At 52.9% G+C, this 13,325-nt stretch carries 12 protein-coding genes; 10 read left to right on the top strand and 2 right to left on the bottom strand.

Going from position 1 to position 13,325, the window contains the following annotated elements; translation table 11 throughout:
* Positions 1 to 43: 43 nt before the first annotated feature.
* A complete protein-coding gene (locus tag GC56T2_RS15920) occupies positions 44 to 1,408 on the top strand; it encodes an ISLre2 family transposase (protein ID WP_144976540.1) in 1,365 nt (454 codons plus the stop codon).
* 20 nt (positions 1,409 to 1,428) lie between these two features.
* On the opposite strand, the gene GC56T2_RS15915 is transcribed toward GC56T2_RS15920, so the two are convergent.
* The gene (locus GC56T2_RS15915) at positions 1,429 to 1,611 is read right to left on the bottom strand and encodes a hypothetical protein (protein ID WP_144976538.1); all 183 of its coding nucleotides are present in this window, start codon (positions 1,609 to 1,611) and stop codon (positions 1,429 to 1,431) included.
* Positions 1,612 to 2,361: 750 nt separating this feature from the next.
* On the opposite strand from GC56T2_RS15915, the gene GC56T2_RS15895 reads away from it, so the two are divergent.
* From GC56T2_RS15895 to arsC, 4 genes are all read left to right on the top strand, one after another.
* Complete coding sequence (locus GC56T2_RS15895) at positions 2,362 to 2,745, top strand: DUF1360 domain-containing protein (protein WP_031406805.1); 384 nt, start codon at positions 2,362 to 2,364, stop codon at positions 2,743 to 2,745.
* Positions 2,746 to 2,942: 197 nt separating this feature from the next.
* Positions 2,943 to 3,290, top strand: coding sequence for an ArsR/SmtB family transcription factor (locus GC56T2_RS15890; RefSeq protein WP_015375941.1), 348 nt, complete (start codon positions 2,943 to 2,945; stop codon positions 3,288 to 3,290).
* 24 nt (positions 3,291 to 3,314) lie between these two features.
* Positions 3,315 to 4,379, top strand: coding sequence for an ACR3 family arsenite efflux transporter (arsB, locus tag GC56T2_RS15885; protein WP_144976534.1), 1,065 nt, complete (start codon positions 3,315 to 3,317; stop codon positions 4,377 to 4,379).
* A 15-nt stretch (positions 4,380 to 4,394) separates the two neighbouring features.
* Positions 4,395 to 4,814, top strand: coding sequence for an arsenate reductase (thioredoxin) (arsC, locus tag GC56T2_RS15880; RefSeq protein ID WP_144976531.1), 420 nt, complete (start codon positions 4,395 to 4,397; stop codon positions 4,812 to 4,814).
* Between the two features lie 264 nt (positions 4,815 to 5,078).
* On the opposite strand, the gene GC56T2_RS15875 is transcribed toward arsC, so the two are convergent.
* Positions 5,079 to 6,065: a Gfo/Idh/MocA family protein gene (locus GC56T2_RS15875; protein ID WP_144976529.1), complete on the bottom strand. Its 987-nt coding sequence runs from the start codon at positions 6,063 to 6,065 to the stop codon at positions 5,079 to 5,081.
* A gap of 278 nt (positions 6,066 to 6,343) precedes the next feature.
* On the opposite strand from GC56T2_RS15875, the gene GC56T2_RS15870 reads away from it, so the two are divergent.
* The 5 genes from GC56T2_RS15870 to GC56T2_RS15845 all read left to right on the top strand — a co-directional run bounded on the left by GC56T2_RS15870 (position 6,344) and on the right by GC56T2_RS15845 (position 12,530).
* Positions 6,344 to 6,709 (top strand): hypothetical protein, encoded by a 366-nt coding sequence (locus GC56T2_RS15870; RefSeq protein WP_033023315.1) that lies wholly within the window; start codon positions 6,344 to 6,346, stop codon positions 6,707 to 6,709.
* A 954-nt stretch (positions 6,710 to 7,663) separates the two neighbouring features.
* On the top strand, positions 7,664 to 8,959 hold the full coding sequence (locus tag GC56T2_RS15860; protein ID WP_144976527.1) for a dihydrolipoamide acetyltransferase family protein: 1,296 nt from the start codon (positions 7,664 to 7,666) through the stop codon (positions 8,957 to 8,959).
* A 67-nt stretch (positions 8,960 to 9,026) separates the two neighbouring features.
* Positions 9,027 to 10,106: a pyruvate dehydrogenase (acetyl-transferring) E1 component subunit alpha gene (gene pdhA, locus GC56T2_RS15855; RefSeq protein WP_144976525.1), complete on the top strand. Its 1,080-nt coding sequence runs from the start codon at positions 9,027 to 9,029 to the stop codon at positions 10,104 to 10,106.
* The gene (locus tag GC56T2_RS15850; RefSeq protein ID WP_144976523.1) at positions 10,107 to 11,084 is read left to right on the top strand and encodes an alpha-ketoacid dehydrogenase subunit beta; all 978 of its coding nucleotides are present in this window, start codon (positions 10,107 to 10,109) and stop codon (positions 11,082 to 11,084) included. It begins immediately after the preceding gene.
* A gap of 78 nt (positions 11,085 to 11,162) precedes the next feature.
* Positions 11,163 to 12,530: an FAD-binding oxidoreductase gene (locus tag GC56T2_RS15845; RefSeq protein ID WP_144976521.1), complete on the top strand. Its 1,368-nt coding sequence runs from the start codon at positions 11,163 to 11,165 to the stop codon at positions 12,528 to 12,530.
* Positions 12,531 to 13,325: the final 795 nt, after the last annotated feature.

Below are 13,325 nucleotides of genomic sequence, written 5' to 3'. Positions count from 1 at the left end.
TAGTGATTGTTGACACCAACCGAAAACAGGAGGGAGAGAGTCCATGAAACATCTTACCACACAATGGCCTGTATTAAAAGAGCTGGAGGAACAATTGTTGAGAACCCTTCAAAACGTGTTTGCCACCGTGTTGGCGGCCCTTTTGGAGGAAATCGATCAACAACTGGCGGAAGCCAGGGACAAGCGCCGCTATCAGCTGAAAGACAAACGGCCGACCACCCTCCAAACGCTGTTTGGAGAAGTGACGTTCCGACGGAACTACTACTATGATCGGCAGGCAGGGGCGTATACCTTCTTGTTGGATGCCGAACTGGGCTTTGATGGAGCCCAATCGATCAGTCCTTGCCTCGAGGAAACGGCGGTCGAGTTGGCCATAGAGTGCTCTTCCTACCGCAAAGCAGCCCGTACGTTGGAGGCGATCGTGGGGTATGCGGTCCTCAGCCATGAGGCGATTCGTCAGCTGGTGTTGGCGGCCCCTGTCTCGCTGCACCACCCTGTTTCCCAACGGCATGGCCGGGTGCTGTTGGTGGAAGAGGATGGACTGTTCATCTCCCGCCAAGGGAAAGGGAAACGGGCGAAAGAGCAGAAAATCTTGGCGGTTCACGAGGGATGGAGACGGAACGGCTCGCAACTGGAGCTCGTGAACCGGCGCCACTACCTCCATGAAGGGGCGGGGGACGTGTGGGAAGGGTTCGAAGCGTGGCTGATGAAGGAATATGCCTATGACCCGTGCCGGGACTTGTTGGTCATCAACGGCGACGCGGCATCTTGGATTACCGCCTGCCGGGAGTATTTCGGAAAGCGGGCGTGCTTTCAGTTGGATCGGTTCCATGTGGCGCGGGAGCTTCGTCAGTGTCTGTCCGGCCACCCGCGTTGGCGGGAGGTGCGGAAGAAGCTGGCGAAGCAAGACGAGGAAGGACTTTTGGTGGAACTGAACAGCGCCGTCGGTACGTTGGGGGACGAAGCCAAAGAAGAGCAGTTGGCCGAAATGATCCGCCGGATCGAGTCGATGCCGGGATGCATCCGGGACTACCGGGAGTGGCTGTCGGCGCAAGGGGTGGAGACGGCCGGCATGCGTCCGATGGGCCACGCCGAGAGCGTGATGAGCCGGTTCGCGTACCGGGTGAAATCCCGCCGCAGCTGGAAGGACCAAGGACTTTGGGCGTTTCTGAAGGCGATGGTGGCCCAAATCGACGGAATAGGGTGGAGAACGGGGCAGTTGGAGGAGGAAGAGCCCCAGAGGGTAGCCTCGGCCCCGACGAAGCTGGAGCGGATCAAACAGGCCAAACGGAAGGCAGGACGGTTGTTGGCGGAGGTGATGCGCCAGAACATCCCGTATCTTCAACAGTCATCGGGGACGCCGATCTACCAAGCATTGTCGGCGCTTCGCGATGGCGGATGGATGTAAAAAAATGGATCGAGCAAAAATCAGCTCAAGAAGAGGGATGAGAGTCCGAAAGCGCTTACGATATCAATTCCTAAAAATGGTCTACCAACCGGTGATTGACAACGCCCGTAGTAGACCGAAAAAATGTTCTCCACAAAGTCTTGACTGACTCCATCCGAAACAAGTTTTTGCATCAAATTCGGGAGTGTGGTATGCTTGTTCATAGAGAGCACCTCCTGGGTTTGTTTGTGTCGCTACTCACATTCTACAGGAAAGGTGCTCTTTTTTCTATACCCTTTGGATTTTATTGGATAATCAACACGCCTGATATAAATACGATTTTTCTTCAGAAAAATAAAACAAGGGACAAGAGGGAGCTAATGCAATTAATTAATGTTGTTACATCCGTCTCTACTTTATTATTTAGTTTTTTCGCCATGTACATTTCCCTTACTGTTCATCTGATGTTATTAATAAACGCTACGTTAAGTTTGTTTATTTTTGTATTTTTTGCGCGAATAAGGGGAGAAGATGAATGAAAATAGGATTATGTTACAGAGATTCTATTCACGAGGAATTTATTGATGAATTAATTAAATACGTAGATTTTCTCGAACTCATGCCCGATATAACTGGATATAAGGAGACTAAAAGGTTATTGAAACTATATAGATGCAATTTGAAGCTTTACCATTTGCAGCTTTTACCGAGTATTTGATCGACTGTCGGGCGACCGAACAACGCCGCTTCCAGACCCATATATAGGTCTGTGAAACAGGCGGTTGTTCGGTCTTCCGTCACGCCTTGGTGTGACGGAGGCAAGCCTGTGGCTTGCCTTCGACAGTCGAAAATGGACAAACCGCTTTTCCGTCAAGGATGTGTTAGACTTCTTCGTTGCATCTATATATAGGTTCATAACGAAGCGCTTCTTGGTTCATACTAAAGGAAAAGCTCGCAAAAGAAAGGGACTCGCCATGCTTCGTGAACTCGACTGGATGACGTACATCATGATCATTTTGGCCAGCTATCGGTTCACCCACTTGATCGTCTTTGATAAGATCACGGAGTTTATTCGCAATCCGTTTATGAAAAAAGAGACAATCCAACACGAAGACGGGAGTACGGAAATCAAGAAGGTGCCGAAATCGAAATTCGGCTATTTGTTGAACTGTTACTGGTGTGCGGGAGTGTGGAGCGCGGTTTTTCTCGCGCTTGGGTATTTATTCATCCCAAAGATCGCCATGCCGTTGATTTTTATCTTTTCGATCGCCGGGGCGCAGGCGATTCTCGAGACGTTTGTCGGAGTCGGGACGAAGGCGGTCGATCTGTTGTCGGCGGCGAAAAAGCGGATGGACTGACATTGGCGGGCGTGCGGCGGAAACATGCGGCACGCTCGCTTTTCTTGCTTTTGTCGATACATCATGATTGACTTATATAATTATTTAATTATATACTGATTGACAGAAACCATTTCATTGGTCGGCGTGGCCGTTTCATGATGGATGTTCGTTTTTATATAAGCAAATCATGATATGATGATGAATGGAGGGGTGATATGCCGCAACTCGCAATGGAGATAGGAGCAGCCGCTCGGGTGTTGAAGCTGCTCGGCGATCCGACGCGGCTGACGATTTTGGCGATTTTGAATCAGCGGGAGTGCTGTGTGTGCGAGCTGCTTGAGGTGTTTTCGTCAAGCCAGCCGGCGATCAGCCAGCATCTTCGCAAGTTGAAAGACGCCGGGCTGATCCAAGAGGAGCGGAGGGGGCAATGGGTGTATTATTCGCTCCGGCCGCAAAGCGAATACTACTCCCTGCTGCAAGCGGTGTTGTCATACGTTCCGGACCAAGACGAAAACATTCGCAAAATCGAGACAGCGAATCCCGCGGCCCGCTGCGGGTGCTGACTTTAAACAACGAGGTGAAGAACGGTGGATTGTTGTGAACCGAAGCGGTTGTCGTTTTTAGACCGCTTTTTGACGGTATGGATTTTTTTAGCGATGGCGGCTGGGATTGGAATCGGGATTTGGGCTCCGGGGCTGGTGGATGGGTTGAACCGTCTGCAAGTCGGTACGACCTCGATTCCGATTGCGATCGGCTTGATGTTGATGATGTATCCGCCGCTGGCGAAAGTGCGTTATGAAGAGATGGGGCGCGTGTTCAAAGATGTGAAGGTGCTCGTTTTGTCCCTCGTGCAAAACTGGGTGATCGGCCCCATTCTCATGTTTTTGTTGGCGGTCGTCTTTTTGCCTGACAAGCCGGAGTATATGATCGGCTTGATTTTAATCGGGCTTGCCCGTTGCATCGCCATGGTCATCGTCTGGAACGATTTGGCGCGCGGCGACACCGAGTACGCAGCGGGACTTGTCGCCTTCAATTCACTGTTTCAAGTGCTGTTTTTCTCGTTGTATGCGTACGTGTTTGTGACGGTCATTCCGGGATGGATTGGGCTTGAGGGAGCCGTTGTCGAGATCACGATGGCGGAAGTGGCGAAATCGGTGTTTATTTACTTAGGCATCCCGTTTCTCGCTGGCATGGCGACAAGGTTTGTGCTTGTGAAAGCGAAAGGGCGGCAATGGTATGAAACAGTGTTTGTGCCGAAAATCAGCCCGCTGACGCTTGTTGCGCTTTTGTTTACGATCGTGGTGATGTTTTCGCTCAAAGGCGATATGATCGTCAGCTTGCCGCTCGATGTTGTGCGCATTGCGATTCCGTTGCTGCTTTATTTTGTCATCATGTTTTTTGTGTCGTTCTTTTTGGCGAAAAAATTGGGAGCCGGCTACCCGGTATCGACGACGCTCGCGTTTACGGCAGGAAGCAACAACTTTGAGCTGGCCATTGCCGTCGCCGTGGGGGTGTTTGGCATTCATTCGGGTGCGGCGTTTGCGGCAGTTATCGGTCCGCTCATTGAAGTGCCGGTGATGCTGGCGCTTGTCAACGTAGCATTGGCGTTTCAGCGAAAGTATTTTTCTTCGGGCAATCCAACATCAACGTAAAGGTGGGAACCAGCGATGAAGAAAAAAGTCATTTATTTCTTGTGCACCGGAAACTCGTGCCGCAGTCAAATGGCAGAAGGCTGGGCGAAACAACTTCTTGGTGAGGAATGGGAGGTGTACAGCGCCGGGATTGAAGCGCATGGCCTCAATCCGAATGCGGTGAAAGTGATGAAGGAAGTCGGCATCGACATTTCGAACCAAACGTCTGACGTCATCGACCCGGATCTCCTCAACCGCGCTGATTTGGTCGTGACGCTGTGCGGCCATGCAGCTGACCATTGCCCGGTCACCCCGCCGCACGTGAAGCGTGTCCATTGGGCCTTTGACGACCCGGCGAAAGCGGAAGGGACGGAAGAGGAGAAACTCGCGGTGTTCCGCCGCGTCCGCGATGAAATTGGCGCGCGCATCCGCCGGTTTGCCGAGACGGGTGAATAGGGACGGTGCAGCAAGGCGCAAAGAGCGGGGAAACTGTCTTGCATAGGGTGCGCAGCAGCTGCTCACAAAAACCGACGGCTTGGCCCGTATTTTAGCCGAAGGTGACACCGTGGTTTCCAGCAAGGAGCTCGGCCCTCAGTCCTTGGTTGGGTGCACATACACGCTACTCGTTTTGCTTATCAACGGAATCCGATGAGGCAGAAGAACCGCCTGAAAAAAAGAGTTCCAACCGGTCCTTATACAGACCCGGTTGGAACTTTTCGTTTATCGCTCGTCAGCGGGAAAGAGGATGCCTGTTTGTCTTCGCGCTTCGTCCATGATTTCCATCGTCCAAAGCGAATGGCGGTGCGAGTTGATGGCAGACTCCCGTTCCCCGCTTTCGATGAGACGGATAAACTCTTCCGCCTCGTAATACATTGGCGGTTTGTCTTGCGGGACGGTGATGTCCTCGACGCGTCCGTCGCGGTAGCGAATGTCGATTTTCGCCGGCGTATGGATGGCGTCGATGATCATGTTTCCGTCTTCGCCTTGGATTTCTGAAGGCAAGTGCGAGTTTGTGATTTTGGAATAAAAGACGACTGCATCCATGTCCCCGTAATCCAACACGATCGCCCCCTCGCCGTCAACGCCGGATGCGAGCTTTACGCTTTGCGCCTTCACGCTGCGGGGCTTGCCGAACAAAACGACCATCGGGTACAGGCAGTAGACGCCAAGGTCCATGAGCGCCCCGTTCGAGAAAGCGGGGTTGAAGGCGTTCAGCACCGTCCCTTGTTTGTAGGCGTCATAGCGCGATGAATATTGGCAGTAGTTCGCCACATAGCGGCGGATGCGGCCGAGTTTCGGCAGGTGCTCGCGGATGGCTGCGAAGTTGGGCATGAGCGTTGACTTCATCGCTTCCATCAGAACAACGCCGTTTCGTTCGGCCGCTGCGATCATCGCCTCGACTTCTTTCGCATTCGAGGCGAGCGGTTTTTCGCATAAGACGTGTTTGCTGTGGTTCATCAACAAAATCGCTTGTTCAGCGTGGAACGCATTGGGGCTCGCGATGTAGACGGCGTCAATGTCAGGGCTGTCCGCCAGTTCGTGTAAATCGGTGAACGTGCGCGGCGCGCCAACCTTCTCGGCAAACCGCTTCGCTGTCTCGTCCGTCCGCGAGCAGACGGCGGCGAGTTCAAAGGAATCGATGAGCCGCGCGGCGTCAATAAACGCTTCGGTGATCCAGTTTGTGCCGATTGTTGCGAATCGAACCATGATCCTTCTCCTTTCATTTTCGTCGTCCTTCATTTTAGCATAATTGATTGAGCGAAAATGGGTTTTGTTGTGCCGGATTGGATCACTACCTTTTTAAAAAAGACGGGGTGAAAATGGGGAGAAAAGAAGAAAAACAATTAGAATTGCTATCTCATCCTTGTATTCAAGATGGTTTTTTATTTCATTATATACAATTTATTCTAAAAAAAGAGTTGACACGTTTTTTTTTCTTTTTTTATGATTATTTTGTCAATTAATTTTTCGCTAGGAGGGATACGATGAACAAAATCCAAAAAGTCGCGCATTGGGTAGTCAGTTCTATAGCGGACGATTTGAGGAGTAATACGATTTCTAACATTGTTGGGATGGCGACAGGTGGAATAGGCAATGGAGTGAGAGCGTATAAAGCTGCAACTACAGGATTTACTATGTTAGAAAGAAAAGTGGCGTCCGAAACTGCAAAAGGGGCCGCCAAGGGAGCGGTAGCGGGATATTTCGCAGGAAGTTATGTAATCGGGAGCATGAACAAAGTCGCTGCAGTAGAAAAATGGTTTGACAGCACAAAAGTAGGGAAGGCAATTGACAACGGCATAACGAAGGTTGAAAATAAACTTCATAAGTTAATTGGCGGTGGTCGTTATTAAGTTGTGTAGTGTGAATAGCTGTGCCGAGCTTGATAGTGATCGCAATCCTTTAGATATTAAAAAAGTCTTTACGCCACTTGATAAATATTGTATTGTTCATTGCGTTGTTTCAAATGTGCAAAAAACAATGATCGCTACTTATGACGTGAGAAGGGACAAGTTTTGACGCAGCTAAATCCAAACTTTTCGTGGAGAGCTAAAGAGGAAGTAGTTATGAAAAAAAATTACATTGCATTCTTTGCATTTCTTGTGTGTCTTTTGTATATGAGTTGGTTGAAAGAAGGATGGAAAGGCGTTCCCCTTCTTTTTTTGAAAGGCGTTGTTATTTTTATAACGATCTATATTGTGGTGTTTGTGATTGTCTGGTCGACTATGAAGTTAGTTGGTTTTTTTAAAAGACGTCTATAGTGATTGATTATGTAAATTGAGTATTTACAATATTCTGTCCATCCCGTCTGGGGTGGTTTTTTAATATATCGTGCAATGAAATCGTTTAACATATCCTTGACGGAAAGGCAACTTAATCTATGTAGAATCAACTTCTTTTTTGCACCAATGCCACCAATTTGCGCGCGAAAGTCGTTTTTCACGTCCTTCTATGATGTTGTGAAAAACTGCCTCCTCATCGTTTTGGATCCGCTCCTGTTGTTTTGGGTGAATGGAATCATGTTATTATTTTTTGATAATAGAGACGGCTGTCGCTGATTGTCGAAGCAGGTGGAAAATGTCCGTTCTCCTTATATTGACAGCGCCACAATCTATATACTATCATAAAGTTTGTAGGTTAGAAAATTCTAAATATTAATTAGGTGTTTTGGTAGAAAAAAGGATTCTTACCGCATCTATTGTAAGCGCTTAACCGTTCTGTTTCCTCATGATTTCCACACCATCGATGCTGCACCATTGTGTTTGTTTCCAATCGCAACACGAGAAGAAGAGGAAGGGGATATCGCTATGATCTATGAATTTAAGCTGCCTGATATTGGCGAAGGGCTGCATGAAGCCGAGATCATCCGTTGGCTCGTCCGTGAAGGCGATGTCGTGAACGCCGATCAGCCGATTGCGGAAATACAGACTGATAAGGCCATGGTCGAAATGACGACGCCGGTGGCGGGGAAAGTGGTGGCGCTTGCTGGGCCGGAAGGGGCGACGGTGAAGGTTGGGGAGCCGTTGATTGTCGTGGGAACCGAGGCAGCGGTCGCGGGGGAAGCGGCGCCGACTGAAGATTCGGTTCGGGAGCCTGTGCCTGCTGCCCGTGGAGAAGCGCCGCGTCCGGCTCGCAAACGGGCGATTGCGGCGCCATCGGTGCGCAAGCGGGCGCGGGAGTTGGGCGTTCCGATCGATGAAGTGGAAGGAACGGGCGAAGGCGGCCGGGTGACGCTCGCCGATTTGGAGCGCTATGTCAGAGAGCGCGAGGCGGCTGCGTCGGCGGTGGCGGCAAGGGACGAAGCGAAGAAAGATGCCCTGCCGACCGGCGGCGCGGCTGGAGGACGACAGGCGAGTATAGCCACATGGACATCCATCGCGGGCTTGGATGCCTTGTTTGAGGAAGAGGAGCGCGTTCCACTCCGCGGGTTGCGCAAAAAAATCGCCGAAAAAATGGTGAAATCGGTGTATACGGCGCCGCATGCGACCGGGATGGACGAGATCGACGTGACGAAGCTCGTCGAGATTCGAAAAAGCCTTGCCAGCGAACTGGCGAAGGAGCAGATCAAGCTGACGTATTTGCCGTTTATCATTAAGGCGGTGACAAGGGCGCTGAAGGAATATCCGATGTTTAACGCTTCGCTTGATGAAGAGACGAATGAAATCGTGTTGAAGAAACGGTATCACATCGGCATCGCGACGGCGACGAAGGCGGGACTGTTGGTGCCTGTCATCCGCGACGCCGATCAAAAATCGATTCGCGAGTTGGCCGTTGAAATCGCCGAACTTTCCGAGAAAGCGCACCGCCAGGCGCTTCGCCTTGAGGAGCTGCAAGGAAGCACGTTCACGATCACGAGCACCGGCGCGGGCGGGGGATGGTTTGCGACGCCGATCATCAATTACCCGGAAGTGGCGATTTTCGGGGCGCATGCCATCAAGCGGAAACCGGTCGCGATCGACGATGAGATTGTCATTCGCGACATGATGGGGATCTCGCTCACGTTTGATCACCGTGTCATTGACGGTGAGCCGGCCGGACGGTTTATGCGGACGGTGGCGCACTATTTGAGCCATCCGGAAGTGCTGCTGCTCGATGTTCGGTAGTCTCATTTGTTGAGCGGCGTCAAGAGGCCGCGATGGTGATGGGGAAAACAATGGGGGAGGGGATTCGATGTTCGATCCAAATGAGCTGTCTATCGAGATGGTGCAAATTCTCGATGAAAACGGGGGCGGAGATGAGGCGAAAATCGCATCATTTTCTGATGACTGGCTGCTTAATGCCTACAAAGCGATGCGCCGGGCGCGCGTCATCGATGAGCGGCTGTTGCGCATGCAGCGGCAAGGACGGATCGGGACGTATGCGCCGTTCAGCGGCCAAGAGGCGGCGCAAGTCGGCAGCGCTCTTGCGCTCCGAAGCGACGACTGGATTTTCCCGAGCTACCGCGAAGTGGCGGTCTGTTTGTTGCAGGGCATGCCGCTTGAACAGTTTTTCCATTACGTGCAGGGCCGCCTGTCGGGAAAGCGGATGCCGGATGGGGTGAACATTTTTCCGACGCAAATCATCATTGCCGCTCAGACGCTGCATGCCGTCGGCTGCGCGTGGGCATCGAAATTGAAAGGCGAGCCGCACGTATCGGTGGCTTATTTCGGCGATGGGGCGACATCGGAAGGCGATTTTCATGAAGCGATGAACTTTGCCGCGGTATACAACGTGCCGGTCATCTTTTTCTGCCAAAACAACCAGTATGCGATTAGCGTTCCGTACGCCAAGCAGACGGCGAGCCGAACGATCGCGCAAAAGGCGCTTGCCTACGGGATGAAAGGAGTGCTGGTTGACGGCAACGACGTGTTGGCGGTGTATGAAACGATGAAACAGGCGGTCGATGCGGCGCGCCGCGGGGAAGGGCCGATGTTGATCGAGGCGCTCACGTATCGGCTTGGGCCGCATACAACGGCGGACGACCCGACGAAGTATCGGCGGCCGGAAGAAGTCGAAGCGTGGCGGCAGAAAGACCCGCTCCACCGCGTGCGTGTGCTGCTTGCGCGGCGCGGGTTGTGGACGGAGGCGCAGGAAGAAGCATTCGTTGCCGAAGTGAACGCGGAAGTGACAGCGGCGTATGAGGCGGCCATTGCCAGCAAGTCCGGTTCCATTGCCGATGTATTCGATCATGTGTACAGCGAGGCGCCGAAATTGCTCGCTGAGCAAAAAGCGGAAGTGATGCGGCGCAAGCAGGCAAAAGGGGTGAAATAAATGGCTGAATTGACGATGATCGAAGCGATCAATGAAGCGATGCGCCAAGAGATGGAGCGCAACTCGCGCGTCATCGTGCTTGGCGAGGATGTCGGCGAAAACGGCGGCGTCTTTCGGGCGACGGACGGGTTGATGGAGCAGTTTGGCCCTGACCGTGTGTTCGATACGCCGCTGGCTGAATCCGGCATCATCGGCACGTCGATCGGGTTGGCGATCAATGGCATGCGGCCGATTGCCGAAATCCAATTTCTTGGGTTTGTGTATCAAGCGATGGACCAGCTCGCTGCGCAGGCGGCGCGCATTCGCTTTCGCTCCGGCGGGCGGTTTTCGTGCCCGATCGTCGTGCGCAGCCCATACGGCGGCGGGGTGCGGACGCCGGAGCTGCACTCCGATGCGTTGGAGGCGCTGTTTACTCATTCTCCGGGCTTGAAAGTCGTGATGCCATCCAATCCGTACGATGCGAAAGGATTGCTCATTTCCGCCATTCGCGACGATGATCCGGTGCTGTTTTTGGAGCCGATGAAGCTGTATCGAGCGTTTCGGATGGAGGTGCCGGAAGAACCGTACACGATTCCGCTCGGCCAAGCGCGGGTTGTGAAAGAAGGAGAAGATTTGACGATCATTACGTGGGGGGCAACCGTGCCGCTTGTCGCCAAACTGGCCGATGAGATGCGGACGAAAGGGATTGACGCGGAAGTGATCGATCTGCGCTGCCTTCAGCCGCTCGATATCGATGCCATCCTCGCCTCGGTCGAAAAAACGGGGCGAGTGATGATCGTCCATGAAGCGGTGAAAACGAGCGGATTCGGCGCCGAAGTGGCGGCCTTGATCAGCGAGCGGGCGCTATTCGCCCTCTCGGCCCCCATCGTGCGCGTCGCCGGGTATGACACGCCATACCCGGTGCCGTCGGTGGAAGATGATTGGCTGCCGAATCCAGCCCGTATTACGGAAGGAATCGAAACGTTGCTGCGCTACTGACGGATGGGCTGCCCAGCGCCCGATGATGGAAGGGGGCTGGTGCGGCCGGGCCATTCGATAGACAAAAGGGGGAGAGCGATGGGCGTATATGAATCGCTGTTGGAACTGATCGGCGACCGAGAGCGGGTGAGCCAAAACGAAACGGTGCTTGAGCACCATAGCAAAGGCATCGCCTACCATGCGCCGCGCCAACCGGATGTCGTCGTGTTTCCAAAAACGGCGGAGGAAGTGAGCCGGGTGTTGGCGTTTGCCAACGAGCACCGCATCCCTGTGACGCCGTTTGGCGCCGGCACGAGTTTGGAAGGACATGTCATTCCGGTTGAAGGCGGCATCAGCCTCGATATGACGCAAATGAATCACATTGTTGACATCCGACCCGACGATTTCCTCGCCATCGTTGAGCCGGGGGTGACGCGGCTGCAACTCAACCAGGCGCTCAAGCCATACGGGCTGTTTTTCCCTGTCGATCCAGGGGCGGACGCGACGATCGGCGGCATGGCGGCAACGAACGCCAGCGGAACGAACTGTGTGAAATACGGTGTCATGCGCGATCAAGTGCTCGGCCTTGACGTGGTGCTTGCTGACGGGTCGGTCATCCAAACGGGCAGCCTGGCGGTGAAATCATCCGCCGGCTATGACTTGACCGGTTTGTTCGTCGGATCGGAAGGGACGCTAGGGATTTTTACCCGTCTCATCGTCCGCCTGCACGGCATTCCGGAGGTGACGACGGCCATCAAAATCGGCTTTCCGACGCTTGAGGCGGCGGCGCAAGCGGCGTTTGCCGTGTTGAAAGCGGGCGTTGGGCCCGGAAAAATTGAGCTCGTGGATGAGGCGACGATCGCCGCGGTCAACGCATACAAACAGACGGATTATCCGGTAAAACCGACGCTGTTTATCGAATTGAACGGCAGCCGGGCAAGCGTGGACGATGGGACGGAACTCGTCAAAGAATTGTGCGAGTCCGAAGGCGCGGTTTCCTTTGCGGTCGAGACGGACTCGCTCGCCCGCGCGCAGCTGTGGGAAGCGCGCCACCATGCGGCGTTCGCCATTCAAGCCGCGTATCCAGGCAAGGCGATGCTCTCGACCGATGTGTGCGTGCCGTTGTCCGAACTGCCGGGGGCGATCGCCGATACGCGCCGGCTCGTGAATGAGCAGAACATGACCGCCGCCATTTTCGGCCATGTCGGCGACGGCAACTACCATACGGTGCTTGCCTTTGACCCGAACGATGCGGCGGAAAGGGAACGGATTGAACAAGTGCATGCTCATATCGTCCGCTACGCCTTATCGCGCGGCGGCACGTGCACAGGCGAGCACGGCATCGGCATCGGCAAACGGACGTTTTTGCGCGAGGAAAAGGGCGATGCCGTCGTTTGGATGAAACGGTTGAAACAGCTGTTTGACCCAAACGGCATCCTCAATCCGGGAAAAATCTTTTTGCCGTAACGCTCCGTCTATAGGGGCGGTGAAAAACCCGCTGCCACACACGAATCGGCGGCATTTTCATTCAGAAAAGAAAGCTGATTCCGCAAGGTTTCTCTAATTGAAAAAAAGGATGGAATCGGCAGTGTTTTGCACTAAATCGCCAGCCTTCTATGGCGGCTCAAAGATGAAGGTAATAGCGATTTTCTCGTAACGATCACTGGGGAAAGACTGCCATGCATGGGGAAAAGGTGCTCCCAACGAACGGAGCACCTTTTTCTTCTTGTGTCTTTCTACCGAAATAGCGGGTGCCGTTGCCCGCATTGTATGAACCGCTCTCCTAGGAGGTTGGTGAAAAACATTGATTTCCTTTGGTCAATGAAAAAAAGTGTGCACTGTTGTAGGGCTTTTCTATTTGAAAAACGATGCTGGAAAGCGGTTGCGCGAGTAAATCAACGCCCCTCTAGGAGGCTGGTGATTTAACGGGGTATACAGCTTTCCAATGTCATTTCTCAATTAGAAAAACCTTGTTTTATCGGGCCTGCTTTTCAATCATTCTTCCATTGATGAAGGGAATCAGCGGTTTTTCACCAGCCTTCTAGAGGGCTGGTGAAAAACGGTTGTTTCTTTTCAGCAATGGGGGGAGCGTTTGAAAGACGATCTTGATGCGACAAGGCTGTTCTATTTGAGAAACGAGGTTGGTAAGCGACCTGCTCCCTTAAATCACCGGCCTCCTAGGTGTTTTTCGTATCTGGCGCGCCGTCTTGTCCTATTTTGTAACAGCTTGTTACTCGAAAGAAACAATTGTTTTTCGCCTTC

Origin of the sequence: Geobacillus sp. C56-T2, from assembly GCF_007829715.1 — a bacterium.
GTDB lineage: Bacteria > Bacillota > Bacilli > Bacillales > Anoxybacillaceae > Geobacillus > Geobacillus icigianus.
This window is presented reverse-complemented; position numbering and strand designations above follow the sequence as displayed.